Below are 24,697 nucleotides of genomic sequence, written 5' to 3' on the forward strand. Positions count from 1 at the left end.
GCGGACGGTGCGGGTTGGCTCTCCTATACGGGGTCACGCAGCACCGGCCAGGTGCTTCCCTGGCGGCACCGGAGTGAAGTCGCGTTCGTAAGCCGCTGCGGACCCCACGTCGCGCGAGTGATCGGGGAGTGCAAACTGCAACCCATGGGACGACAGCGAAGCAGGGGCGAGCGCGGGGCGGAAGTGCGGGCGTGGCGGGCGAGCGGGGTGAGCGCTGCGAAGTATAGCGAAGAGCACGGGCTGTCGAAGGGGAGCCTCTGTCGCTGGGCCGCGGAGGTGGACGGGCGGGGGTCTCGAGTCCGGCCGGCTCCCGAGCCACGGACAGCGTTCGTGCGCCTCGAGGTCGCGCCCCGCGCGGTGGGAGGCCTCGTCGTGGAGGTGGGGCCCGCGAAGGTGCGCGTCGAGCCGGGGTTCGACGCGGGGCTCCTGCGCGAGGTCGTGAGGGCGCTGGCCGGGGGCGCGTCGTGATCCCGCAGGGAGTGGAGATCTTCGTGGCCGTCGAGCCCGTGGACATGCGCTTCGGGTTCGAGCGCCTGGGCGGGCTGGTGCGCGAGCGGATGGGGCGTGAGCCTCGGTCCAAGGCGCTGTTCGTGTTCTTCGGCAAGCGTCGGCAGACTGTAAAAATACTGACGTGGGACGGCACGGGAGCGGTGCTCTGGTACAAGCGCCTGGACCGCGGGGTGTTCGAGATCCCCAGACCCGAGAGGGAGGGAGAGACGAGCGTGATCGTGAGCGAGGTCGTTCGAGGCCCTGTTCGCGGGGCTCACGAAGACAGTCGACTAAGATGGGAAAATATTCGCCATGAGGCTGAATTTCAGAAGATCGGCTACGTCTAACGGCACCGTGAAGAGCGATGCGCATCCCCGGAGACCGCGAAGCTGGTGAGCGCGCTCGCCGAGCGCGACGCGGCCATCGCGTCGCTTCAGGCGCTCATCGCGTCGCTGCAGGGACGATCGCCGCGCTTCGAGAGCGCGCTCACGAACCACGCGAGCGAGAACGAGCTACTCAAGCGGCGGCTGTACGGCACGAAGTCCGAACGAAGCGGCACCAGCGAGCTTCAGCTCACGCTCGGCAACTTGCTCGCGGATCAGGCGAAGCTCAAGCGGAGCTCGACGCGCTCACGAAGCAACCTACGGGGACCACGGGAGAGAACGGCGCGCCGGAGCCGGCACCGAGCCGGCTTCGCCCCGCCTCCGCCCGAGGAGGCCGAGAGCGAGAAGCCGCGCCCGAAGGGGCGCGCGATCTCCGCGTCCAAGCTCCCGCGGGTGGTGGTCGAGATCCGCGATGGCGGCGCCGAGGCGAGCGGCGGAAGGCTCATTGACTGGGAGACGAGGCTTATCAGCTGATGTTCCAGCGCGCCTGCTTCAAGGTCCTCGTGAAGAAGGTGGCGAAGTACGAAAGTCTCCGTTCACGGCGCGGCGAGGGTGATGGTCGCGCCCTCGCCGAAGCCGCTCTTCCCGCGCGCCATGCTCCACACCTCGGTGCTCGCCTGGCTCGCCGTGCAGAAGTTCGCGCTCGGGGGTCCCGAACTACCGCCTCGAGCGACACGTCTCGGCGATGGGCGAGTCCCTCGATCGCTCGACCATGTGCCGCAACCTCGAGGGCCTTGGCAGCACGCTCGGCGCGACCATCGTGCACGGCATGCTGCGCGACGCCATCGAGACGTGCTCGGTCCTCTCGACCGACGCCACGGGCGCCGCCATCCAGCGGGCGCCCGCGACGGCGGCCCCAAACGCGCCTGCAAGAAGGGCCACTTCTTCACCATCGTGGCCGATCGCGATCACGTGCTCTTCTCCTATGTCGTCGAGCGCCACACGCAGGACGCCGTCGCCTCGCTCTTCAAGGGCTTCCGTGGCTATCTCCAGTCCGACGCCAGCAGCGTCTACGACATCCTCGACCGCGGACACGGAGGCGCAGATCCGCCGGTGCTCCTCGTCGGCTGCTGGGCCCATACCCGCCGCTACTTCTTCGAAGCTGCGATCTGCAAGTACCCCATCGGAGTCGCAGGCCTCACGCGGATCCGCGCGATCTACGTCGCCGACAACGCGCTCGCCCACATGCCGCCCATCGATCGGACGAGAGAGCGTCTCGCGCGTCCTCCCGCTCGTCGACGAGTTCTTTGCCTGGGTGCGAACGACCGCGCGCGACCCTCGGCAGGACGCTCGCCACGAAGGCGCTCGGCTACGCCGAGAACCAGGAGCAGGAGCTCCGCCGCGTCTTCCTCGACGGCCGCCTCCCCTCGACAACACACGCAGCGAGCGGGCCCCTTCGCACCATCGTGGTCGGCCGCAAGAACTGGCTCTTCTATGGCAGCGATCTCACGCCCACGCCGCCGCCGCGCTCTTCAGCCTCGTAGCCTCTTGCCGACTCCACGACCTCGATCCGCAGCTCTACCTCGAGGAGGTGCTCAGACTCCTCCCGACCTGGCCGAAGGACCGGTACCTCGAGCTCGCCCCGAAGAACTGGGGGCACCCGCGCGCGCCTCGACCCGGACGAGCTCTGGGGGCCCCCTCGGCGACGTCACCGTCCCGCCGCCGCTCGCCCTCATCCCGGCGTGATCGCGGGGACGACCTCCGCTCCGCTTTCGTGATCAGCTCGCCGCGAGCCCCCCCGCTTGCCGTCTTGCCCTGCCCAGTGGGTCGCGCTCCTCCGACGCCGCGCGCGCCATGTGCACCGGTTACAGTCGTTCGAGCTGTGGACCGACTACAAAGACCTGGTCTTCGGCCTGAGGGCCTCCCAGCACGAGCCGCTCACCCGCGTCGTGGTGAAGCGGGGCCTGCCGCTCACGGAGACCCTCGGGTCGAACCCACCGGTGAACCTGGACTTCGCCGTCGAAGGGAGGCCGGTCACGCTTCGCTCGCTCGCGGTGACCGGACTCTCGGACAACGACCTCGTCGGGCACGACGTCACGTGGTCGGTGGAGGGGAGGAGCCCGTTCCGCGTCCAGACTTCGGAGCAGGGCCGCACGATGACCGACACCTACGCGGAGATCGATTCGTCGCAGTTCCGCGGGGCCGACGCGTACGTCCTCAGCGTGTCCGCGGCCAGGAACGGGAGGAGCGATCAAGGGGCCTCTTACTTGACGGGACGGTTCACCAAGCCCGTCGACCTCACGCTCGACATGACGTTTCCTGACCCCGTCGCGTCGGTCGCAGGCTCGGCGCCCTATGGCCGGGCGCAGCTCGAGTTTCCCGACTTCCCGAACGCGTACGCCTACGCGCTCTACGCCTACTCGGCGTCCAAGAAGACGCAGTGGAACGTCAGCGTCGCGCGCAGCTACTTTCCGCCCGGCGAGCCCTACCAGGTCACGATGCCCGATCTCTCCGGCGTCCCCGGGTGGAGCGCCGCCTGGGGCTTCCCTGCCGGGAGCCCGATCGCCGTGGAAGGCACGATGCGCGAGCGAAGTGGGCTGAGCGACGGAACCCAGGAACGCACGACCTACGACCGCGGACACTCGGTGACGCCATGAGGCGCCGCGATGCGCAGCTGCCGCCCGATGGCGGACAGTCGAGCCGCCCCACGTAGCGAATCAGCGGATGATTCGGCGGGAGGTCGACCATCCCGTCCGCGGCGGCCGCGCTCGGCAGCACGTCTCCGCTGAAGGCCCAGGCGTCGGGGTGGACGCCGAGCACCACGGGCGCCCCGCTCGCGGGCTTCGCGCGGGCGTGGGGTCTTCGGACGGCGGGTCGCCGCCGCTGCACGCGGTGAGAGAGACAACCGCGGACCAGAGCAGGATTGCGCGTCTCATGTTCGGAGCTCTCCTTGAGGCGGGCCAGGGGCGTCGACGCCTCGCCTGCGCAAGAGCAACTCCGGTGCATCGGGCGGAGCGCGAAGGTGGGCCCGCGCGGTCCGCGGGGCAGCCAGACGCCCCGCGCGCCGCGCGCGCATGGAGCGCAGTGTGCTGCACGGCGCGCGGCCGTGCGTGCACCGAGCTGCACACGGGCGGCGCGACCTGCGGTGGCGCTGGTGACAAGCACCCCCGCCGGTCAGCGGCGGCCTGAGGCGAGCGCAGGGGGCATGGGAATTGCTCATGACGTGGATGACGTGACCTCAGGCACCACGCCCGCCGTCCCACAAGGAGCCCCGCATGCGCCTCGCCACCTCGATTGTGCTCTTCGCCGTGTTCTCCACCTTCTGCCAGCGAGCGCGGGCGGAAGAGACCCCCGCGCCGACCCCCCGCGCGCCATCCCGCCCGCCGGCGGCCGCCGTTGACAAGCTCCCTCCTCGCCCCAACAGCGTCGAGGGATACGACGAGACCCTCGAGCGCATGCGCGCTGCCCTCGCGACCGCCCCCGCGACGCGCGCGGTCCGACTGAGCGCCGATGTGAAGGTGGTGGAGCAGTGGTATCGCGAGGACGTGCAGACCGGCAGCACGGGCGCGATCGGTGGGCGTCGTCGCGGGCACTCTCATGATGGTCGGCGGCGCGGTGGGGGCCGAGTGGCCGCGGGACGTGCGCGGCCGGTGGCCCGTGGTGCCGCCCCTGGTTGTGGCGGCCCTCGGCGTCCCCGGTCTTCGTGATCGCGGGCGTCGTCGGCAGCGCGAGCCGCTCGATGCGCGTGACGGAGCCGTCCTCTCCGGCGCGCGCGGTCAGCCTGTCGCTGGGCGCGGGGCAGGTCCAGCTGGGAGGGGTCTTCTAGCGCGCGCTCCCGAGCTCGTGCGCGCGCCTGACCGGCGTCCTCTCACGTGGCGAGGAAATGGAGGGCGCCCATCGCGACGAGGCGCACGAGGAGCTCGCGCGCGGCCGGATCCGACGTCGCCGCGGCTCGCGCCCCTCGTGTCGCCGCCTCTCGCAGAGGGCTCGCGCGAGGGCGGTCGCCTCGGCCGGCACCACGAGCTCGGTCCCGCCCACGTAGAGCAGGAGCCCGCCCTCCGCGTGAGGCGTCCACACGCCTCGGCGATCACTCACCAGCCCTTGAGCCGCTGGACGAGCTCCGCGAGCTGACGCCCCATCTTCTCGTGGGTCTCCACGGTCGGGTGCCAGTCCTCACCGTACGGCGCGCTCTGGAGCGGGAACGAAATGAAGTGCACGTCGGCGTCGCCCGCGCTCTTCCTTACCTCGATCGCGGCCTGGACCGCGCCGGTGGCGGTCGTCAGCGCACGAACACCGACAGGGTAGTTGTCCGACATCACCGGTCCGAGCGCCGCGACCAACGGGACACCAGGGTAGTGACCTCGCAAGGTCTTGAGGAACTCGACGTAGGCCGCCCGGAATCGCTCGCCGCTCGGGCCTGGGTCCGCTCCACCCGCCGATGGCGAGAAGTCGTTGGTGCCAAGGTTCACGACGACCACGTCAGGGGGTGACCGGCGCACGTCCCACAGCGGCGAGGCCTCGTCGGGCAGGACCCGCAGATAGAGCTGCGGAAGCGTCGGGCCAGGCGCCGCCTGGTAGTTTCTCCACAAGCCCTTCCCGGAGTACGCGACAGCGATGTATTCGGCCGACAAGAGCTGAGCTGCGACCGCTCCGTAGGTGAGTCGCGCGTTGGTGTTCTTCGTCGTGTAGTGGAATTCGTCTGGCGTCGAGGTGCGCTTCAAGTTGCCATACCCACACGTCACTGAGTCGCCGATGACCTCGATCCTCCGGCCGGAGACCAGGACGGGCTTCAGGGTCTCGCCGCTACGGACGCGAAGACCGAGAAATTCGCCCTGCCCGGCCCCACGACTCTCGATCCGCCGCCATACCTCGAGCGAGTGTTCGCCTGGGCCCAAGTCGCGACCGATCGAGTAGACCTCCTGCTGGGCATTGACGAGGAGCTGCTGTGGCACGCCGTCCACGAGGGCCTCGTACCAGCTGCCCTGCTCTTCGCCTCCTTCCACGGAGTCCCTCAGCTTGACGTCGATGGCGCTCCCGGTGAAGCGCGCCTTCACGGACACCGCCGGATACGAGAACCGCGGCGCGCTCGGGCGACAGTCGACCCGCCCCACGTAGCGAATCAGAGGATGATTCGGCGGGAGGTCGACCATCCCGTCCGCGGCGGCCGCGCTCGGCAGCACGTCTCCGCTGAAGGCGCAGGCGTCGGGGTGGACGCCGAGCACCACGGGCGCCCCGCTCCCCGGCTTCGCGCGGGGCGCGGAGTCGTCGGCCGGCGGATCGCCACCGCTGCACGCGCTGAGGGAGACCACTGCGGACCAGAGCAGGATTGCACGTTTCATGGTTGGAGCGCTCCGTGAGGCGGGTCGGCGGGGCTGGACGCCTCTCGTGCCTAAGAGCAACTCCGATGCCATCGGACGGAGCGCGCGGCGTCTACGCGCGCCACTAGCGACCCAGCCTATCCATCCAATGCCAGTGGCCGCGAAGGCCCTGCCACACGAGACCCCGCGCACGCGGAGCGCGCAGTGTTCTGCTCGGCGCGCGACCGCGCGTGCACCGATGTGCACACTCTTCGGCGCGAGCCAGGCGGCGAGCGGCGCGCGTCTGCTCTGTGCCGACACTGCGCGCCCGCGGCGCAGGAGAAAACGGGCCAGTGCGTCGTGGCGACGCCCACACTTCCGCTCGGACGCTACTAGCCGCGTGCTAGTCTGCGTCATGGCCCAGCGCCTCCCCGCCCATGCCACGTACGCGGACCTCCTCGCCCTTCCTCAGCATGTGGTGGGCGAGATCGTGTTCGGGATGCTGCACTCGCATCCTCGGCCTCGGCCCATGCACGCGCGGGTCGCTTCCAGGTTGGGCGTCCGCATCGGCGGTCCGTTCGATCACGATGGGCCCGGCGGGTGGGTGCTGTTGGACGAGCCCGAGCTTCACCTTGGTCCGCACGTCGTCGTACCGGATCTCTCGGGGTGGCGCCGCGAGCGCATGCCCGAGATTCCCATCGATAAGGCTTACTTCGAGGTCCCGCCGGACTGGTGCTGCGAGGTGCTCTCCAAGGGGACCGAGGCGCTCGATCGCGGGGACAAGAAGCGCATCTACGAGGCGTTCATGGTCGAGCACCTGTGGCTCGTGGACGTGGAGCAGCAGACCGTCGAGATCCACGTGCTGCACGGATCGGCGTATCGACTCACTCAGACCGTTCGTGGTGGTGGAGCCTACGTGCTTCCGCCCTTCGAGGGCTTGGTGCTTGCCCTGGGCGATCTGTGGGCGAGGTGACTCGGTCCGCCCGCGGGTCGGGCTCGACCTGACGGGGGACGCGTCGTCGGCGAACGCGCCCTCCGCGCGAGGCTCCCCACGCTCCCCGCTGTCCGCTCAGTCGTCGAGAAAATGCAGGGCGCCCATCGCGACGAGGCGCACGAGCAGCTCGCGCGCGGCCGGCGCCGTCGTCGCCGCGACGAGCTCGCGCCCCTCGTGTCGCCGCCTCGCGCAGAGGGCTCGCGCGAGGGCGGTCGCCTCGGCCGGCACCACGAGCTCGGTCCCGCCCACGTAGAGCAGGAGCCCGCCCTCCGCGTGGTCCGCGTGGTCCGCGTGGGGCAAGAACGCCCAGCGAGCCTCTTCGGAGCGCGCGAGCACCGCGCCTCGCGCGAGCTTGCCGAAGAGGGCCTTCGGGGTCGGCGCGCGCGCCGGCGGCTCGAGCTCGTGTCCGGGCTTGAGGCGCGTCGCGAACGACGCGAACCACCGATCGATGGCGTCGTCGGAGGTGTCGAGCGTGCGCACCATGGTGCGTATACGCGAGAGCAGCGCGTCGGGAATGGCGCCCGGGTTCGACGCGGGCGTGAGCTTGGGGTCTACCAGGAGGGTCGCCGAGGCGGGGCTCTGCCTGGCCGCGGCGGCCGCGAACGACGACCACACCTCGCCCATACACGGCGAACGAAAGCCGACCGAGTAGGTGAGGCACGGAGTGACCGCGACGCCGTGGTGCGCGAAGTTGGGTGGAAGATACAGCATGTCGCCGGGGCCGAGCACCTCGTCGGCCTGAGGCTCGAGCTCCTCCAGAATGCGGAGCTCGAGATCGGGCTTGATGCGCCGATCCTTCGTTGGGCGTGTGTGGTACTTCCACCGGCGTTTTCCGCGGCCCTGGATGAGGAAGACGTCGTAGCTGTCGACGTGGGGCCCCACGCTCCCACCCGGCGCGGCGAAGCTCAGCATCACGTCGTCGACGCGGACGCTGGGGAGGAACGCGAACGGCTCGAGCATGAGCGCGATCTCGGGCACCCAGCGGTTGACCTCCTGAACCAGGAGCGTCCACCCCCGCTTCGGGAGCTTCGCGAAGTCGGCCTCGAGCTGCGGGCCCCAGGTGACCTGCCAAGGGCGATCGCCGCCCTTCTCTCGCACGATGCGAGACTCGACGCCGTCTTCGCACGAGAGGCCCGCGAGCTCGTCGGGATCGATCGGATCGCGATGCTCTGGGAAGGCGCCGCGCACGAGCAGCGGCTTCTTTTGCCAGTAGTCCCGCAGAAACCGCGAGGTGGAGATGCCGCCGAAGAGGCCGGGGGGGGAAGGGGGCTTCGTCGGGTCCGCCATGATGCCGCTCTACCACCGCCGCTCACTCGCCGGCCACCCTTGTTGGATTCGGGTAGCCTATGCCGATGAGCTGGGAGGCGACGAAGCTAGGGCTGACGTTAGCGTTGGCGTTGATGGCACTCGTAGGGTGTCGCCAGAGGAGCGACGGCCCCTCTCCGGGGCCCGCTCCCTCCGTGAGCGCGGGGCCATCGGGGTCGGCGGCGGCGGTACCCTCGCTCCCTCCCATCGCGCTCGACGATTTGCCCTCCGCGGTGACGGATGCGAACTGCACACTTCGCGACTCGGCGAAGGCGAGCGCCGAGATCGAGGCGCTGCTCAGTGCGCTGCCCACGCCGATTCCGGAACGGTCGCGCAAGCGCTTTGGCTTCGAGTGTTGGAAAAAGCCGGTGGTCATCTTGGCTGTCGACTATGGCGACGAGGCGCTCGCGAAGCGCGCGCTCCTCCACTACGCGCACGCCTTCCTCGTGCCGGCGGATCCGAGCGCGCCGAACGCCATGCCAGCGGGGCACATCCTACGCCGTGGTTCGGTAGTCGCGATCGTCGCGGGAGAAGGGAACCCGATAAGCCTCGCTCTCCGCGAGCGGCGAGGCTTCGGAGACGGCGTGCCCGGCTACCCTCGGGGAGGTCGCGGCGGTGCGGGCAGCGCGCTGCCGTTCGTCTCCAAACCGGGCGCGTTCACGGCGGTGCGCCAGGCGCGCGAGTACGACTTTGGGTGCGGCGACAAGCTCGCCGCGACGGCGCGCGTGTGCGCGGACTTGGAGCGGTACGAGAGCGCTCGCGGGGATCGCGGGCCCGGGAGAAAGCCCGAAACCTTCGTGGGCACCTGCGTCCCAAGGCCTTGGCCCACGCCCAATCACGCGGTCGAGGAGGCGTGCTGGCTGCTCTGGTCGCCCCTCGGCGTCGACGTGGGGACGGTCCGAGGGCTAGGCGTGGGGCTCGAGGGCGTGTCGCTCGAAGGACTGCGCTCGATGGGCGCCGCGGCGCTCCCGCCCGCGAAGGCGCTCGAGCTGCGGCACGCGATCCTCGAGCGCGGGCCTGGGCGCGAGGTCGAGTACGTCGACCGCGCCGAGCGCGCGATCTCGGAGGACGGCAAGGAGACCGTCTCCGTCCGCTTCGACCCGACGGCCTTCGTCGTGGTCCGCGCGACGAACGACCGCGCGAAGAAGCCGATCTTGGTCGCCGGGTTCGCGCGCGTGGGAGGCCTCGGGCCGTAAGCTCAGCTTCGTCGAACCGACGCTGTCGAGGTGCTCCCGCGCCGCGGCGCCCAGCCTCACCTCAACGTGAACGTGTAGGTGCAGCTGTAGCTCGTGGTGGCGAACGCACCCGCGGCGGGGGGGTTGCCCTCGGTGAAGCGGTCGTTGGTGACGGCGGCGTTGTCGATCACCTCTTGGATCGGCATGGCGCAGAGGTTGAGCGACGAGGAGCGCGACGCCCACCCTCGCCGCACGCGGAACCTCCCCTCCGACACCTTCGTGAACTTCGTTGCGGTCGAGACCAGCGTCCGGGTTGGCGGCACGGTGGCGCACGAGGGCACCGTGGTCTGAGGGACGAGGAACGGCTCCGCGCAGGAGGCGCGGTACTCGGGCATCACCGTGCGCCGGGTCATGAGGCGATCGGTGCGGACGAGGCGAACGTAGTTGCCTTCGAGGAGGGTGGGCGCGCCGGGCTGCGGGTAGGCCGCGAGCGGGCACGTGAGCGCCGCGCCGTCGCACGCCGCGCCGTTCCCCACCTGGCTACACGCCGTGGGGGTCGAGGTGGTCGCGCAGCCGGCCATCGGATCGACGCGAAGCCGGAGGCTCCCCGCCCCGTCGGGCTCTTCGTGGAGCCGCGTCGTGCAGGTGGTCGTCGTCGTGTAGGCCGCCTCGCGACAGCAGCCCCCCGCCGGCCCGAGCTGGTTTATCGGGAGCATGGTGCAGGTCGCCACGACGTCGTAGAGGGCGTCGTTCTCGCACGCGTTCAGCAGGCGCGACATTCCGAGGCCGCTGTCGAGCGAGCCAGCGTCGGCGCAGGCCGCGTCCGTCGGCGCGTCCATCGGCGCGTCCTCCGCCGCGTCGGCCATCGAGTCCGCCACGCCGTCTGCGGACGCGTCTCCCGGGCTGGAGTCTACGGGCGTCGAGTCGGGGGCGAAGGTGTCGGGGGCGAAGGTATCGGGGACACTGGTGTCGGTCGCCACGGCCGTATCGGTGGCCACATCGGCGACCGTGGCGTCTGGCGGCGCCGCGTCCGACATCCCGCCCCCGGGAGGGTCGACGGTGCAGGCTGCGGCGGGCAGCAACAATCCGAGGCAGAGCGCAAACCCACGGCGCAGGCGAATGGACATCATTCATATAGATGCCGGTCCGTTCCCCGGAGTTCAAGGAAATACGAACCGCCGTCGTGCCCCATCTTCGCCTCATCGGGCCGGCGCGCTGAGCCGCGCTTCGAATCGCGAGGGCCATCACGCCCTCGTGGTCGGCGCATCCCACGCTACGGCGACGAGTACACCCATGGGAGCAAGCTAGCAGCAGCGCGCGACCCGTGTCCCCCCGCGCCGCCGTCGCGGGCCCGCCCCGGGCGCTCGCGCTCGCAGGCTCGGCGCTACTGCAGCGCGTCCCAGAAGTCGCAGTTGGGCTGGTGGAGCCCCTCCCGCACGGCGGTGGTCGTGCCGATGCCGAGCGAGTTGTCCTTTGCGGGGTCGTACTTGGGCCACGCGGTGAGGCCCGCCCCGCCCGGAGCGCCGGTCGCCGCGTGCGTGCTCCAATAGAGCATGAAGGCCCGTGAGAGGTCCTTCTCGACTTCGGAGGGGGTGTATCCGCCTACGTCGAGCTTGCCGAACATATAGGCCACGTCGACGCCGTGGAACGTGCCGAACGCCTTCAGGATGGGCGAGTTGTCGAGCGGGTGGTCGAAGTAGTAGCGGTACGCGGGGCTCCCCGCGGTGGTGAGGGCCTTCGCGATCCGACGGCTCGGGCAGATGAACTTCGCCTGGCTCGTAAGGGCCACGAACGCCGCCCACGGCGACGGGTAGCTCGCCGAAGGATACCGCGCGAGCACCGTGGGGCCGAAGGTGGCGCCGAACAGCGTCTGCACGGCCGCGCGGTACTCGGCGTCGGTGGCCGCGAACCGTAGCGGAACCGATCGAGAAGTCTCGTTGGCGTTGGCGCCGATCACGACTGGCACCTTCGCGTGTCGTCCCGAGGCGATGACGTCGAGCGGCTTCTGGTCGAGGAACGCGTTGTCGACCGTGGCGCCCCAGCCGTTGCCCGCTCCGGCGACGTTGACCGAGGTCGGATAGGCCTTCAGCAGATCGGCCCCGGCGAGCCCGCGCAAACACGCGAGCACGTCGGGGGCGGCGTCGCACTTGGCGGCGGCGACGACCGCGACCCCTTGCTCCTGCGCGTCGGCGAGGGTGCGCGCCGCGCAGCCGCCGCTCTGGATGGCCGCCGCGCTGAAGCCGACAGGGCTCTTCGCGGCGAGCAGCGAGCACACGTTGAGGCCGCCCGCGGACTCGCCGAAGACCATGAGGCGCGCCGGATCGCCGCCAAGCGCCGCGGCGTGCCGCTTCGCCCACGCGACCGCCGCGGCCAGATCTTGCAGCCCGTAATTGCCAGTCCCGCCAGTCCCGCCACCCTCGGCCGCGAGGGCCGAGTGCCCCAGGAATCCGAGCATCCCGAGCCGGTAGTTGACGGTGACGACTACGCTGTTGGTGGTCTCGGCGAGGCGCCTGCCGTCGTACACCCGGGCCCCGTCGTTCTCCTGCACTGCAGAGCCGACCTGGTTGCCTCCGCCGTGGATCCAGAAGAGGATCGGGCGGTCTTTCGCGCCGTTGGGGGTCCACACGTTGAGCTGCAGGCAGTCCTCCACGCCGGTCGAGGTGCCGTCGCCCTCTACGTTGCCTTGGAGGCACTGGGGCCCCCACGCCACGCCGTCGCGCGCGCCCGTCCAGCACGCGGGCGCCTGGGGCGCGGCCCAGCGCAGCTTGCCGACCGGCGGCGCCGCGTAGGGAATGTTCTTGTAGGCGTAGATGGGGCCGTCGAGCGCGCCGCGCACCGCGCCGTACTCCGTGTGGAGCACGCCGGGCGCGCGGGGCACGTCGCTCCCACACCCCGCGTCCACGCCCGGCGAAGCGTCGACCGGCGGGGGCGGCTCCGCGTCGCTTGGGGGGAGGCGCGGTCCCCGTGGGCACCGGGACGGCGGCGTCTGCCGGGGGCGTCGAGGGAGCGTCGGAGCCGCAGGCGCCGAGGCCCACGAGGAGGCCCGAGCCGAGGAGGAGCGAGCTGAGAGCGGCGAGGCGAAGCGAGCGCGTGCGCATGGCGGGAGCATAGCCCCTCCCAGCACCGAGCGCCGGCTCAGCCGTGCAATCTGCTAGTTGCGCGCCCGGTTCCGTGGTTGGGTGCCCGGGTGAACCTGCTCGACCAAGTGCTCCCTGCGGTGAACGCGAGCCTGAACGGCACCGCCGCCGTACTCCTCTTCCTCGCCGTGCGCGCCGTCCGTGGCCGCGACATCGCCCGCCACCGCCGCCTCATGTTGGCCGCCGTGGCGGTCTCGGCGCTCTTCCTCGCGGGGTACATCGTGTCGTTCGTGTGGGGTACGCACACGCGCTACCCCGCGCACGACTGGACCCGCGTCGTGTACTTTGCCATCTTGATAAGCCACGAGCTGATGGCGCCCTTCGTGGTGCCGCTCGTGCTGCGCATGGTCTACCTCGGGCTGAAGAACCGCACGGCCGACCACAAGCGGCTCGCACGGTACGCGCTGCCCGTGTGGGGCTACATTTCGGTGACCGGCGTGTTGATCTATCTATTTTCCCGCCACATTGGCCCGTGGCGCGCGGGGTGACAGCGGCGTCTCCCGCTCACTCCAAGCGCACGACGCCGAGCGCCTCCGCCTCGGCGAGCCAGGTCGCGTAGCGCTCGCGCGGGGGGCGCCGGTCGACGAGCATCGACGCCGGGATCTCGCCCCGCGTGACCATCGCCTCGAGCTCTGGCTGGCTCGACACGCCGACCCCGGCGCCGAGGCCCGGCGCCGCCGGGCGGGCCATGACGATCGTGGGCATTCCCGGGGGCGGCGCCTGCGGCGCTTTGTAGAACGCCGGATCGATGCACGATGAGAGATCGCGGGTGACCGCCATGCGCTGGTTCAGGGGCGCGATCCCGAATCGGGTCTTCACGGTCGACAGCACCGACACGTGCTCGAGGACCCCGGTCTCGAGGTGGCCGCGGCGCACGGTGGGGCCGATGACGAACGCCGGCACGCGGAACCCGAGGCGCTGAAACTCGGCGCGCTCGTCGGTGGCGGCGGGAGGGGGCACGTGGTCGAAGAAGCCGCCGTTCTCGTCGTAGGTAATGACGAACAGCACCTGACCCCACTGCGGACTCTCGGCGAGGGCCTTGTAGATGCTCGCGGCGAACGCCTGGCCCGCGCGGATGTCGTGGCTCGGGTGGTCGTCGTTGGAGAGGAAGTCCGGGTCGATGATGCTGAAGTGGGGCAGCTTGCCCGCGCGCGCGTCGGCGAAGAACTCCGAGATCGGTCGCACGGGGTTCGTCTGCAGGAGGCGGCCGATGAACGCGCCGGTGTACCAACCGACGCCGCTCGCCGCGTAGTTCTTCGCGGTCTTCCCTGCCGCCTTGAGCTTCTCCCACACCGTCGCGGGGCCCCCCGTGAAGTAGGGAGTGTTGTCGGTCTTGCCGCCCGACGAGGCGGCGTGGAGATAATAGCGGTTCGGCCAGGTGGGCCCGAGCACCGACGAAAACCAATGATCACAGACGGTGAAGTTGTCGGCGAGCCAATAGTAGAACGGTATCTGCGACCTGTCGTGATACCCCATGACGTCGCGCTGATCGGGCCCGGCGTGGGCCTTCACGAAGCCGTCGTTCAGGCCCCCGTTCCACTGCGCGTGCGCCGCGGTGAAGCCGTGCGGCGGATCGGCGGGCGTGAAGTTCGTGGACTTGTAGGCCGCGACGGGGGTGCCGTCGGGCGCGGGGTTGGTCTCGGTGCCCTTGAGCCCGGTGACCGTGGCGCGGTTCGGGTACCCCGCGTCGGACGAGAGCGTGCCGAGGTAGTGGTCGAAGCTGCGGTTCTCCATCATGAGGACGACGATCGCGTCGATAGTGGAGAAGAGCTCTTCGGGTGTGGGCGCGGGCGGGGGTGGGCTCGCGTCGGGCTTCGTGGAGGCGTCGGGGGTGCCTGGCGGGGGCCCGGCCTCAGGCGAGGGGCCCGTGGCGGTAGGCGTCGACGTGGCGCTCGGTTCGGCCGAGGGCGCGCCACCCGGCTCGTCCGCCGAGGAGCCACAAGCGGCCGCCATGAGACCCCCGACCCCGAGCAACACCCTGCGACGCGACAGCACTCTCATGGGCCGTCATCTTTCACTGGATCGCGCGACGCGCAAGCCCCAACCGAGCGGCGCGCCGGGGCTCGGACGTCAGCCGCCGGCTCCACGTCACCCGCGCGTGCGCAGCCAGAGGACCCAGCACGACATGCCGACAATCATTCCCCACGTCCCCGCGGTGCCGAAGAAGCGGAGGGCGTTCGGGGCGGGGCGGGGCATGCCGAGGGCGTGGGCCACGCGCGACACGAGGAGGGCGCCGCCCGCCACGTGGAGGCCCAGGCTGCCGCCGCCGCAGAGCTCGGCGAGCAGCAGCATGACCAGCGCGAGCGGGACGAACTCGGCGTTGTTGGCGTGGATGCGCACCGCGAGCAGCAGGTCGCGCGACTCGCCCGTGCCGACGCCGATGCGCTCGCGTCTGCGCCCGCTCGAGACCTGGTTGGCGAGGGCGATGTTGAGGAGGGCGTTGAGCGCGCCGTAGAGCGCCGTCACGGTGGGGATGGCCATGGCCTATCTTTGGCCAGATCGCGCGGCGAAGCGAGGGGTCGTGCGCCCAGCGGCGCCGGGTCACCCTGGGGTCACCCTGGGCTAGGGGCGCGGCGCCCCCTCTCGGCCACAAAGCTGGCCGATTCACCCCTCCGGCTTGTCCGCTCCCGGGGCCAACTACCACCACTGCGAGAATGAAGTCTCGCAGGTGTGCTAGCCGGTCGCAAAGAGCAGGGAGTGTCCCGAGCCCGCGGCCTGCCGCAAGAAGGCCTTGAAGTCCTCGAGGTCGCCCACGTAGTACGAGAAGAGCTCCTCCGGGATGGCGTTGCCATTCGCGTCGGCCACGTATTCGCGCTGGCCATCCCGGCGTAGGAGGTTGCACCACTTGAGGAGACCCTCGAAGGTCGCCCCCGCGATGTCTTTGGCCGCGAACTGGACGTCCTTGGGCGGCACTACCCACACGTCGTAGCCGGGGTGCTCCCAACAGGTCTGGTGATTGAGTCGGTCTCGTGTGCTGGGGTAACACTTGCCGATGATCCGTATCTTTCCTTCCCAAGTCTTCTCGAAGTCGTAGCGCGCGAAGGCCCACTCGTTCTCTGCGCGAAAGATCTTCTCGAGATGCCCCCGGTGAGCCCGAAGCTTCCTCATTCGTTCGGGTGGCACCGAATACGTCGTCGTCAAGACACCCATGAGTCCCCGTTCGCGGTTGTGCGGGCGCGCACCGCCCAGCGTGCGCGTCAGTGTACATGTCGGGCTCGCGGGAGGCCCGGCCGGACCAGCCTTGCGAGCCCCGCGCGAGGGGCGTACGTTCACCGCATGACCGCCCGCGTTGCCCGTCTCGCCCGCCACGCGTTCGCGCGCGCCGCGTACGTGGCGGCGCTGTGCGTGCTACTCGTGGGCGTCGTACGTGGCGGCGCCGCGTATTTCCACTGCGGCATGATGAACGCGTACCTCGCGGCGCCGTGCTGCGACGCGGGGCATGGGCACGAAGGCGAAGGCGTGGAGTCCGAGCCCGAGCAAGGCGCGGCGCTGCGTGAAGAGCCGTGCTGCAGCGGCGCGCGGCTCTCCCACCTGCCCGCGAGCGCTCCAGGCGCCGACGCCCACGCGGCCGTGGCTCCGCTCGCCGCCGAGCCCCCTGCCACGCGCCACGTCGAGGCGCCCGCCGAGCCGCTCGCCCTCGCGCCACGGTCCGTGCAGTCTGCACGCGATGGCCCGCCCTCGGCGAGTAGGCGTCGCGCGCTCCTAAACGTCTACGTTCTCTGAGCCCCTCCTCGAGAGGTCGCGAGCCCGCGCCCTCACGACGAAGCACGTCACGCGCCGCCGGCGCGTCGCTTGATCTCGCCGCCTCGAAGGAGCCTATGGATCCCACGTCCCCCCGCCGCGTCTGCGCGGCGCTGGTCGCCACGTTCGTGCTCACGTTCACCGCGCCGCCCGCATGGGCGGAGGGCGGCCTCGCGCCAGTCACGCGCGAAGGGCTCCTCGCAGAGCTCGCCCGCTCCCACCCCGAGGTGCAGGCCGCGGAGCAGCGCGCCGTCGCACTCGAGCGCGGCGCCCAGGCTCAAGGGAGCCTCCCGGCCCCCGCCGTGATGGCGCAGCTGTGGTCGGTCCCGCTCGCGAGGCCCTACGCGCTCGGCGACGCGAACATGCTCATGCTCGGCGTCGAGCAGGGGTTCCCGGCGCCCGGCTCGCTCGGCGCCAAGGAGCGGGCCGCGACCTTGCGCTCGACGGGAGAGCGCGCGAACGGCGCGGAGGTCGCGCGGCAGCGCCGGCGCGAGCTCGACCACGCCTTCGCCGACTACGTGGAGTCGACCTCGCGGCACCGCGTCCACGGGGAGCACCGAGCGCTCGCGGAGCGGACGTTGGCGCTCGCCCGCGCGCGCCACGCCGGCGGAGGCTCGCTCGTGGACGTCGCGCAGGCCGAGGTCGAGCTCGCGCGGATGCTGGCAGACGTCGTGACGGACGGCACCCGAGTCGCCGCGGGGCGCGGTCGGATCAACGCCCTGCTCGGCCGGCCTACGCTCGGCCCGCTCGGCCCGCCGCTCATCGTGGAGGCCGAGACGTCCGCGTGGGACGCGAAGACCGCGCTCGAGAAGGCCAAAGCGTACCGCCCGGTGCTCCGCGCCACCGCCGCCCAGCGCGCCGCCCTCGCGGAGGACGCGCGCGCCGCGAAGATCGAGGCGACCGTGCCGTCGTTCAAGGTGGCGGCGCTCTACTTCGCGCCGGTGGGCGAGGGGCGCCACGGCTACGGGTTCAACGCGGGCATGTCGCTCCCGTGGCTGTGGGGTGAGGCGAGCGCTCGGCGCGACGCCGCGCGCGAGGCCGCGCGGGCCGGCGAGCGCGAGGTCGCGGGTGCGATTCGCCCCGTCGAGGCTGAAGTCGCCACCGCCGAGGCGACCGTACGCGCGGCCGCGCTGCGGCTCGTGGCGCTGCGGGAACGCGCCGTCCCGGCCAGCCGTCGGGCGCTCGACGTCGCTCGGGCCGGCTACGAGGCCGGGCGAGCCGACGCCCTCGCGATGCTTTACGCGGAGCGCGTCGTGGTGGATGTCGAGACCTCGCTCGTGGAGGCGCGCGCGACGCTCGACCACGCGCTCGCCGAGCTCGACGCCGCGGTAGGCGCCGCGGTGCCGCGCCGGCGCCTCGTTGGCGCTCCAGCCGACTCCGGCGACGGAGGAGCCAGCCATGTCCGCTGAGCCCGCCCTGCGCGAGTCCGACGGCGAGCTGCCCGAGGGGCCCGAGCCTCCTCCCAGGTTTGCCCGCGCGATAGGCATTCTTCGGTGGGCGCTCGTGCTCTTCAGCGCCGCGCTCGCCGTCACGACGTGGGCGTCCTTCGGGGCCGACCGGCTCTCGCCGCGCGCGGCCGTCGCCGAGGCGCCGAAGTACCAGTGCCCGATGCACCCCGAGATCGTCTCCGCCGAGCCGGGCGAGTGCCCCATTTGCCATATGGACCTCGAGCGCATCTCCGAGGAGCGCACAGTGAGCGACGCCGCCACCTTCCACGTGCACGCGGCCGCGCCAGGCAAGGCCCTCGTGGTCCTCGATGACGGCGGGCCCCTCGCCTACTGGTGCCCGATGGACCACGAGGTGCGCTCGGCGACGCAGGGTCGCTGCCCGCTCTGCAAGATGAAGCTCGAGCCCATTCCTCCTGAGGCGGTCGCCCCGTCGCCCGCCGCTGGCGCCGAGTCGGCCCTCCCGCCGCCGGGCACGGCCGCCCTGAAGCTCTCGCTCGATCGTATCCAATCCATCGGAGTCCGAACTTCGCTCGTGGAGGAGCGCGAGCTCACCGGGGCGCTGCGCGTGACCGCGACCGTCGAGGCGCCCGACCAGGGAGCCTCGGAGGTGCACGTGCGCACGGCCGGCTTCGTGGAGGCCCTGCACGTCTCCGAGACCGGTGTCATGGTCGCCGCGGGGCAGCCCCTCGCCTCGGTCTACAGCCCCGAGCTGCTCCAGGCACAGCAGGAGCTCCTCGCCGCCCGCGCGTGGGCTGGCGCTGGCCCCGACGCGTCGACCCCGAGCGCGGCCCGCGTGAAGCTCGAGCTCTTGGGGATGACCCGCGCCGACATCGAGCGCGTGCTCCAGAAGGGCGAGGCCATGCGCGCGGTCGTCGTGGTCGCGCCTCGCGCCGGCTTCGTGGCCAAGAAGGGGGTCGTCCTCGGCTCGTACGTGACGCCGAGCGCAGCCCTCTTCGAGATCCAGGACCTCTCTCGTGTGTACGTGCTCGGCGAGGTGCTCTCGCACGATCTCCAGCGCGTCCCCGTCGGCGCCGCGGCGCGCTTCGTACCCACGGGCCACCGGGCCGACGCCGTCGCCGGGAAGATTGATCTGCTCTATCCTCTGGTCAACGCCGACGCCCGCACGCGCCGAGTGCGCATGCAGATACCCAACAAGGGCGGCCGGGTCTACGTACCGGGCGAATACGGCACGCTCGAGATCAGCGCGCCGCCGCGCCGCGCGCTCACGGCGCCGCGCGACGCGATCGTCGACACGGGGGGCGCCACGTACGTCTTCGTGACCGAGCCCGAAGGGCGCTTCACGCCGCGCGCGGTCGTCGTGGCGGGCTCCGAGGGCGACCGCGTCATCCTCGCGTCGGGGGTGGTCGCGGGTGAGCGGGTCGTGTCGGGCGCGACGTTCCTCATCGACTCGGAGAGCCGCCTCCGCGCCGCGCTAACCGGGCCTCCTCGCGCCGCCGCGGCCGCCGGCGACGCGGGGCCCGCACGTGGGGATACCCGATGATCGGCCGAATCATCGAGCTCTCCGCGAAGTATCGCTGGTTCGTGCTCACGCTCTACGTCGCGGTCGTGACCCTCGCGTACGCCTCCGCGAAGGGCGTGGAGCTCGACGCCATCCCGGATCTCTCCGATCCGCAGGTCATCGTCTTCACCGAGTGGAAGGGGCGCTCGCCCACCCTCGTCGAGGACCAGATCACCTACCCCATCTCGAGCTCGCTGCTCGCGGCGCCCCGCGTGACGGCGGTGCGCGGCTACTCGATGTTCGGCATGTCGTTTGTCCATGTGCTCTTCGAGGAGGGCACTGACGTGTACTGGGCGCGCTCGCGGGTGCTCGAAACCATGAGCGGCATTCAGGCGAAGCTCCCCGCCGAGGTGGCGCCCGTGCTCGGCCCGGACGCCACCGGCATCGGCTGGGTGTACGAGTACGCGCTGGTCGACAAAACGGGCAAGCACGACCTCGCCGAGCTGCGCACGTTGCAGGACTACACGCTCCGTTACGCCCTCGAGAGCGTGCCCGGCGTCGCGCAGGTGGCGACCGTCGGCGGGTACGAGCGGCAATACCAGGTCACCCTCGACCCGGAGAAGCTGCGCGCCTACGGCCTCGGCGTGGGCGACGTCGCCGACGCGGTGCGCCGATCGAACGGCGAGGTGGGGGGCAGGCTCCTCGAGATGAGCGGCCGCGAGTACTTCGTGCGCGGACGTGGCTATCTGGAGAACCTCGCCCAGCTCTCGGAGATCGCGATTCGCAGCGGGCCGGGCGGCGCGCCCGTGCGCGTGGGCGACGTCGGGGAGGTGCGCTTCGGCGCCGATCTCCGGCGCGGCGTGGCCGACCTCGACGGGAAGGGCGAGACCGTGGGCGCGATCGTGATGGCGCGGCACGGCGAGAACGCCCTCCAGGTCATCGAGCGTGTGAAGACCCGCACAGTCGAGCTCGGGTCGGCCCTGCCGGCCGGCGTCGAGGTGGTGCCGGTCTACGATCGCTCGTCGCTCATCGAGCGGGCCATCAAGACCCTGAAGACCGCGCTGCTCGAGGAGGCGGTCACCGTGAGCCTCGTGATCGTGCTCTTCCTCCTCCACTTCCGCAGCGCGCTCCTCCCGATCATCAGCTTGCCTATCGCCGTGCTGCTGGCGTTCATCCCCATGCGCGCGCTGGGCATACCGGCCACCATCATGAGCCTCGGCGGGATCGCCATCGCGATCGGCGCCACGGTGGACGCCGAGATCGTGATGATCGAGGCGTGCCACAAGAAGCTCGAGGGGGCGCCGCCCGGCCTCGACGAGGCGGGCCGCAGGGCCCTGCTCAACCAGGCCGCGAAGGAGGTGACGCCCGCCATCTTCTTCTCCCTCGTCATCATCGCGCTCTCGTTCATCCCCGTCTTCGGCCTGAACGGCCAGGCCGGTCGCCTCTTCAAGCCGCTCGCGTACACAAAGACGTTCGTCATGCTCGCCGCCGCCCTCGTGAGCATCACGCTGGCCCCGGCGCTCCGCGATCTCCTGGTGCGCGGCGAGATCCCGCGCGAGGAGCGCCACCCCGTGTCGCGCGCGATCATGGCCGTGTATCGGCCGTTCGTGTACGTCGCGCTGCGCCGCCCGAAGACCACCCTCGCGATAGGCCTCTTCGCCGTGGTCTCCGCCGTGCCGCCGCTCCTCCGCCTCGGCACCGAGTTCATGCCGGCGCTGAACGAGGGGGACGTGCTGTACATGCCCACCACCCTGCCGGGCCTCTCGATCGAGGAGGCCAAGCGGCAGCTCCAGCGGCAAGACCGCGTGCTCGCGGCGTTCCCCGAGGTCAAGTCGGTGTTCGGCAAGGCCGGGCGGGCCGAGTCTCCCACCGACCCCGCGCCGCTCTCCATGGTGGAGACCGTCGTGCAGCTCCGCCCCCAGGGAGAGTGGCCGAGGGTGCGCGAGCGGCGGTGGCACACGGGGCGCGCGCCCGCCGCCTTGGGGGGCCCGCTGCGCGCGATCTGGCCCGAGGAGCGCCCCGAGACCTGGGACGAGCTCATCGCCAAGATGAACGCCGCCCTCCGAATGCCCGGGTTCACGAACGCGTTCACCATGCCCATCAAGACCCGCGTCGACATGCTGACGACCGGCGTGCGCACGCCCGTGGGCGTGAAGGTATTTGGCCACGATCTCGCGTCGATCGAGCGCGCAGGGGCCGACCTCGAGGCGGTGCTGCGTGGGGTGCGCGGGAGCCGGAGCGTGCTCTACGAGCGCTCGCTCGGGGGGGTCTACGTCGACGTGGTGCCAAAGCGCGAGGCGCTCGCGCGCTACGGGCTTCGAGTCGCCGACCTGAACGACATCGTCTCGAGCGCGATAGGCGGCGAGGCGGTGAGCACCACGGTCGAGGGGCGGCGTCGGTTCTCGGTGAACGTGCGGTATCAGGAGGACTTTCGCAGCACTCCCGACAAGCTCCGGCAGGTGCTGGTGCCGCTGGTTCCGCTGGCGCAGGCGGCGGGCGAGGCCGGTCGCTCGGTGGCGCTCGGCGAGGTCGCCGACGTCGTGGTCACCGAGGGCCCTCCCATGCTCCGTGACGAGGCCGGCCTGCTCGTGGGGTATGTGTACGTCGACGTGGAGCCGTCGCGGGATCTCGGCGGCTACGTGGCCGACGCGAAGGCCGCCGTCGCCGCCGCGCAGGCCAAGGGCGCCGTGCGACTCGCGCCGGGCACCTACCTTCGCTGGACGGGCGAATACGAGCTCATGGAGCAGATGCGCGAGCGGATGACCTTTCTCATCCCGCTGTCGCTGCTCGCCGTGGCCGTGCTGCTGTATCTCCAGTTCAAGAACCTCACGGAGGTGTTCATCGTCTTTCTCTCGATCCCCTTCGCGCTCGTCGGCAGCGTGTGGCTACTCTACCTGCTCGACTACCGCGTCTCGACCGCGGTGCTCGTGGGGGTCATCGCGCTCGTCGGCCTCGCCGCGCAGACCGGCGTGGTGATGATCGTGTACATCGATCACGCGTTCGTACGGCGCCTCCGCGCAGGCAAGATCCGCGACCTCGAGGACATCATCCACGCCCACACCGAGGGCACCGTGCTGAGGGTGCGCCCGAAGGTGATGACCGTCGCGACCATGCTCATCGGCCTCGTGCCGCTCCTCTGGGCCACTGGAAGCGGGGCCGACGTGATGAAGCGCATCGCGGCGCCCATGGTCGGGGGCCTCCTCTCGAGCGCGTTCCTCACGCTCGAGCTCATCCCTGTAGTGTACACGTACTGGCGTTACGCTCAGCTGCAGCGGTCGCAGCGCGTCGGCCGGCCGCTCGCCGAGGTCGCAGGCATCGACCTGTCGGCCGAGCCTACGACCGCGACGAGGGGATCCCCGCTGTGAGGGGAGACACGCCGCGGGGTCGCCGTTGAGCGGCAGGTCGCCGTCCTCGTGGACGACATGCCTGGGCAAGTTGAACGTGAGCACCGCGCGCTCTATTCGGCTGACCCAGGTGGACGAGCTTGGTCGGCCAGAGCCGTTGGCCCACGAACTACTGGGTGCACTGCAGGTCGGTGAGGACACCCACCGGCGGGTTACCCGTCCGCGAGAACTACCACTGCGAGAACGAAGTCTCGCAGTCAGTTGACCGTGGGCAGGCGCACTTCGCTCGGCCGGAGCTCGCCCCGGGCCCGCGCCTCTTTGCGCTGGAGCGCCGCGCGCACGAACCGCGCGAAGAGCGGGTGAGCCGCGGTCGGGCGGCTCTTGAACTCGGGGTGGAACTGGCAGCCGAGGAAGTGTGGGTGGTCCTTCAGCTCGACGACCTCGACGAGCTTCCCGTCGGGCGAGGTGCCCGAGAGAATGAGCCCGGCGGCGACGAGGTGGTCGCGGTACTCGTTCGCGAACTCGTAGCGGTGCCGGTGGCGCTCGGAGATCTCGGTCGCGCCGTAGGCCTGCGCGGCGACCGACCCCGCGGTGAGCTTGCAGGGGAACGCGCCCAGCCGCATGGTGGCGCCCTTGTCGCGTTTGTCGCGCTGGTCGGGCATGAGGTCGACCACCGCGTGCGCGCAGCCTTGGTCGAACTCGCTCGAGTTCGCGCCTTGGAGATCGGCGACGTTGCGCGCGTACTCCACCACGGCGAGCTGCATGCCGAGGCAGATGCCGAAGAAGGGGATCTTGGTCTCGCGCGCGTAGCGGATCGCCTGGATTTTTCCCTCGATCCCGCGATCGCCGAAGCCGCCGGGGACGAGCACCGCGTCGAGGTGGTCGAGCCGCCCCGTCGTGCCCTCGCGCTCGATCTCCTCGGAGTCGATGTACTCGAGGTCGAGCTTGCAGTCGTTCTCGAGGCCGGCGTGCACCAGCGCCTCGTGGAGCGACTTGTAGGCGTCGCGGAGGTTCACGTACTTGCCCACCACACCCACGCGGACGAGGCCGCGGGTCGGGCGGATGAAGCGCTCGACGATGCGGCGCCACGGGCTCACGTCCGGCTGGCGTGTCCAGATGTTGAGCCGCTCGACCACGAGCTCGTCGAGGCCCTCGGCGTGCAGCGCGAGGGGGAGCTCATAGATGCAGCTTACATCGATTCCGGTGATGACCGCCTGCACCGGCACGTTCGTGAAGAGCGCGATCTTCTCGCGCGTGGAGCGGGAGATGGGCGTCTTGGTGCGGCACAGGAGGATGTCGGGCTGGATGCCGATCTCTCGCATCTCCTTCACGGAGTGCTGCGTGGGCTTCGTCTTGATTTCGCCGGCGGTCTCGATGTACGGCAGCAGCGTGACGTGGAGGCTCAGCGCGTTCTGTGGGCCGGCCTCGAGCTTGAGCTGCCGGACGGCCTCGAGGAACGGGAGCGACTCGATGTCGCCCACGGTGCCGCCGATCTCGACGATGGCGATGTCGACGCCTTCGGTGGCCTCCCGGACCCGGGCCTTGATCTCGTCGGTGATGTGCGGGATGACCTGCACCGTCCCGCCGAGGTACTCGCCGCGGCGCTCCTTCTGGATGACCGCCTCGTAAATGCGCCCGGTGGTGAAGTTGTTCTTCCGGGTCATGCGCGCGGTGGTGAACCGCTCGTAGTGACCGAGGTCGAGATCGGTCTCGGCGCCGTCGTCGGTGACGAACACCTCGCCGTGCTGCGTGGGGCTCATCGTGCCCGGGTCGACGTTGATGTACGGGTCGAGCTTCACGTGGGTCACCCGAAGGCCGCGGGCCTCGAGCAGCGCGCCCACGGAGGCCGACGCGAGGCCCTTCCCGATCGAGGACACGACCCCCCCGGTGACGAACACGTACTTCGTGGGCGGCCGCGCGGGGCGCGGGCCAGGGGTCCTCGCCGGGGCCCAGGCCGAAAGCGCGCGCGCGCGGCCGACGTCCTT

The 24,697-nt window shown here is 70.8% G+C and carries 21 protein-coding genes and 1 pseudogene; 14 read left to right on the top strand and 8 right to left on the bottom strand.

Annotated features, from left to right (window positions below):
* The first annotated feature begins 330 nt into the window (after window positions 1-330).
* From IPQ09_19535 to IPQ09_19565, 7 genes and pseudogenes are all read left to right on the top strand, one after another.
* Entirely contained in the window at window positions 331-468 is a 138-nt protein-coding gene (locus IPQ09_19535; GenBank protein ID MBL0196374.1) for a hypothetical protein, read from the top strand.
* A gap of 44 nt (window positions 469-512) precedes the next feature.
* On the top strand, window positions 513-836 hold the full coding sequence (tnpB, locus tag IPQ09_19540; GenBank protein ID MBL0196375.1) for an IS66 family insertion sequence element accessory protein TnpB: 324 nt from the start codon (window positions 513-515) through the stop codon (window positions 834-836).
* 45 nt (window positions 837-881) lie between these two features.
* Complete coding sequence (locus tag IPQ09_19545) at window positions 882-1,346, top strand: hypothetical protein (GenBank protein MBL0196376.1); 465 nt, start codon at window positions 882-884, stop codon at window positions 1,344-1,346.
* Window positions 1,347-1,427: 81 nt separating this feature from the next.
* Window positions 1,428-2,114: pseudogene (locus IPQ09_19550) on the top strand (transposase).
* A gap of 5 nt (window positions 2,115-2,119) precedes the next feature.
* On the top strand, window positions 2,120-2,356 hold the full coding sequence (locus IPQ09_19555; GenBank protein MBL0196377.1) for a transposase: 237 nt from the start codon (window positions 2,120-2,122) through the stop codon (window positions 2,354-2,356).
* A complete protein-coding gene (locus tag IPQ09_19560; GenBank protein ID MBL0196378.1) occupies window positions 2,296-3,135 on the top strand; it encodes a transposase domain-containing protein in 840 nt (279 codons plus the stop codon). The genes IPQ09_19555 and IPQ09_19560 overlap by 61 nt, the downstream gene beginning before the upstream one ends.
* A gap of 952 nt (window positions 3,136-4,087) precedes the next feature.
* Window positions 4,088-4,519: a hypothetical protein gene (locus tag IPQ09_19565; GenBank protein MBL0196379.1), complete on the top strand. Its 432-nt coding sequence runs from the start codon at window positions 4,088-4,090 to the stop codon at window positions 4,517-4,519.
* 384 nt (window positions 4,520-4,903) lie between these two features.
* Here the strand turns inward: IPQ09_19565 and IPQ09_19570 are convergent, their stop codons facing one another.
* Window positions 4,904-6,151, bottom strand: a complete 1,248-nt coding sequence (locus IPQ09_19570; GenBank protein MBL0196380.1) for a hypothetical protein — start codon at window positions 6,149-6,151, stop codon at window positions 4,904-4,906.
* Between the two features lie 373 nt (window positions 6,152-6,524).
* Between IPQ09_19570 and IPQ09_19575 the strand changes: the two genes are divergently transcribed.
* Window positions 6,525-7,082, top strand: a complete 558-nt coding sequence (locus IPQ09_19575; protein ID MBL0196381.1) for a Uma2 family endonuclease — start codon at window positions 6,525-6,527, stop codon at window positions 7,080-7,082.
* A 96-nt stretch (window positions 7,083-7,178) separates the two neighbouring features.
* Here IPQ09_19575 and IPQ09_19580 read toward each other — a convergent pair whose 3' ends face one another.
* Window positions 7,179-8,390: a cupin domain-containing protein gene (locus IPQ09_19580; GenBank protein ID MBL0196382.1), complete on the bottom strand. Its 1,212-nt coding sequence runs from the start codon at window positions 8,388-8,390 to the stop codon at window positions 7,179-7,181.
* A 251-nt stretch (window positions 8,391-8,641) separates the two neighbouring features.
* Here IPQ09_19580 and IPQ09_19585 point away from each other — a divergent pair, with 251 nt between their 5' ends.
* Entirely contained in the window at window positions 8,642-9,604 is a 963-nt protein-coding gene (locus IPQ09_19585) for a hypothetical protein (GenBank protein ID MBL0196383.1), read from the top strand.
* A gap of 56 nt (window positions 9,605-9,660) precedes the next feature.
* On the opposite strand, the gene IPQ09_19590 is transcribed toward IPQ09_19585, so the two are convergent.
* Both IPQ09_19590 and IPQ09_19595 read right to left on the bottom strand, forming a co-directional pair.
* Window positions 9,661-10,713 (bottom strand): hypothetical protein, encoded by a 1,053-nt coding sequence (locus IPQ09_19590; protein ID MBL0196384.1) that lies wholly within the window; start codon window positions 10,711-10,713, stop codon window positions 9,661-9,663.
* A 254-nt stretch (window positions 10,714-10,967) separates the two neighbouring features.
* Window positions 10,968-12,461: a carboxylesterase family protein gene (locus IPQ09_19595; GenBank protein MBL0196385.1), complete on the bottom strand. Its 1,494-nt coding sequence runs from the start codon at window positions 12,459-12,461 to the stop codon at window positions 10,968-10,970.
* 315 nt (window positions 12,462-12,776) lie between these two features.
* On the opposite strand from IPQ09_19595, the gene IPQ09_19600 reads away from it, so the two are divergent.
* Window positions 12,777-13,208, top strand: coding sequence for a DUF420 domain-containing protein (locus tag IPQ09_19600; GenBank protein ID MBL0196386.1), 432 nt, complete (start codon window positions 12,777-12,779; stop codon window positions 13,206-13,208).
* A gap of 16 nt (window positions 13,209-13,224) precedes the next feature.
* Here the strand turns inward: IPQ09_19600 and IPQ09_19605 are convergent, their stop codons facing one another.
* The 3 genes from IPQ09_19605 to IPQ09_19615 all read right to left on the bottom strand — a co-directional run bounded on the left by IPQ09_19605 (window position 13,225) and on the right by IPQ09_19615 (window position 15,828).
* The gene (locus tag IPQ09_19605; protein MBL0196387.1) at window positions 13,225-14,721 is read right to left on the bottom strand and encodes an alkaline phosphatase family protein; all 1,497 of its coding nucleotides are present in this window, start codon (window positions 14,719-14,721) and stop codon (window positions 13,225-13,227) included.
* 87 nt (window positions 14,722-14,808) lie between these two features.
* Window positions 14,809-15,201: an MAPEG family protein gene (locus tag IPQ09_19610; protein MBL0196388.1), complete on the bottom strand. Its 393-nt coding sequence runs from the start codon at window positions 15,199-15,201 to the stop codon at window positions 14,809-14,811.
* A gap of 192 nt (window positions 15,202-15,393) precedes the next feature.
* Window positions 15,394-15,828, bottom strand: coding sequence for a hypothetical protein (locus tag IPQ09_19615; GenBank protein MBL0196389.1), 435 nt, complete (start codon window positions 15,826-15,828; stop codon window positions 15,394-15,396).
* 168 nt (window positions 15,829-15,996) lie between these two features.
* Here IPQ09_19615 and IPQ09_19620 point away from each other — a divergent pair, with 168 nt between their 5' ends.
* From IPQ09_19620 to IPQ09_19635, 4 genes are all read left to right on the top strand, one after another.
* On the top strand, window positions 15,997-16,443 hold the full coding sequence (locus tag IPQ09_19620; GenBank protein MBL0196390.1) for a hypothetical protein: 447 nt from the start codon (window positions 15,997-15,999) through the stop codon (window positions 16,441-16,443).
* A 95-nt stretch (window positions 16,444-16,538) separates the two neighbouring features.
* Entirely contained in the window at window positions 16,539-17,870 is a 1,332-nt protein-coding gene (locus IPQ09_19625) for a TolC family protein (protein ID MBL0196391.1), read from the top strand.
* Window positions 17,860-19,410, top strand: a complete 1,551-nt coding sequence (locus IPQ09_19630) for an efflux RND transporter periplasmic adaptor subunit (protein MBL0196392.1) — start codon at window positions 17,860-17,862, stop codon at window positions 19,408-19,410. Before IPQ09_19625 ends, IPQ09_19630 begins: the two co-directional genes overlap by 11 nt.
* A complete protein-coding gene (locus tag IPQ09_19635; protein ID MBL0196393.1) occupies window positions 19,407-22,733 on the top strand; it encodes an efflux RND transporter permease subunit in 3,327 nt (1,108 codons plus the stop codon). Before IPQ09_19630 ends, IPQ09_19635 begins: the two co-directional genes overlap by 4 nt.
* A gap of 236 nt (window positions 22,734-22,969) precedes the next feature.
* Here IPQ09_19635 and IPQ09_19640 read toward each other — a convergent pair whose 3' ends face one another.
* Window positions 22,970-24,610, bottom strand: a complete 1,641-nt coding sequence (locus IPQ09_19640) for a CTP synthase (protein ID MBL0196394.1) — start codon at window positions 24,608-24,610, stop codon at window positions 22,970-22,972.
* Window positions 24,611-24,697 lie beyond the last annotated feature (87 nt).

It is taken from the genome of Myxococcales bacterium, from assembly GCA_016720545.1.
Lineage (GTDB): Bacteria > Myxococcota_A > Polyangia > Polyangiales > Polyangiaceae > JAAFHV01.

Coding starts and splice junctions, on each gene's coding strand:
- tnpB (MBL0196375.1), top strand. CDS start 513: ATGCGCTTCGGGTTCGAGCGCCTGGGCGGGCTGGTGCGCGAGCGGATG.
- IPQ09_19565 (MBL0196379.1), top strand. CDS start 4,088: ATGCGCCTCGCCACCTCGATTGTGCTCTTCGCCGTGTTCTCCACCTTC.
- IPQ09_19570 (MBL0196380.1), bottom strand. CDS start 6,151: ATGAAACGTGCAATCCTGCTCTGGTCCGCAGTGGTCTCCCTCAGCGCG.
- IPQ09_19575 (MBL0196381.1), top strand. CDS start 6,525: ATGGCCCAGCGCCTCCCCGCCCATGCCACGTACGCGGACCTCCTCGCC.
- IPQ09_19580 (MBL0196382.1), bottom strand. CDS start 8,390: ATGGCGGACCCGACGAAGCCCCCTTCCCCCCCCGGCCTCTTCGGCGGC.
- IPQ09_19590 (MBL0196384.1), bottom strand. CDS start 10,713: ATGATGTCCATTCGCCTGCGCCGTGGGTTTGCGCTCTGCCTCGGATTG.
- IPQ09_19605 (MBL0196387.1), bottom strand. CDS start 14,721: ATGAGAGTGCTGTCGCGTCGCAGGGTGTTGCTCGGGGTCGGGGGTCTC.
- IPQ09_19610 (MBL0196388.1), bottom strand. CDS start 15,201: ATGGCCATCCCCACCGTGACGGCGCTCTACGGCGCGCTCAACGCCCTC.
- IPQ09_19615 (MBL0196389.1), bottom strand. CDS start 15,828: ATGAGGAAGCTTCGGGCTCACCGGGGGCATCTCGAGAAGATCTTTCGC.
- IPQ09_19620 (MBL0196390.1), top strand. CDS start 15,997: ATGACCGCCCGCGTTGCCCGTCTCGCCCGCCACGCGTTCGCGCGCGCC.
- IPQ09_19625 (MBL0196391.1), top strand. CDS start 16,539: ATGGATCCCACGTCCCCCCGCCGCGTCTGCGCGGCGCTGGTCGCCACG.
- IPQ09_19630 (MBL0196392.1), top strand. CDS start 17,860: ATGTCCGCTGAGCCCGCCCTGCGCGAGTCCGACGGCGAGCTGCCCGAG.
- IPQ09_19635 (MBL0196393.1), top strand. CDS start 19,407: ATGATCGGCCGAATCATCGAGCTCTCCGCGAAGTATCGCTGGTTCGTG.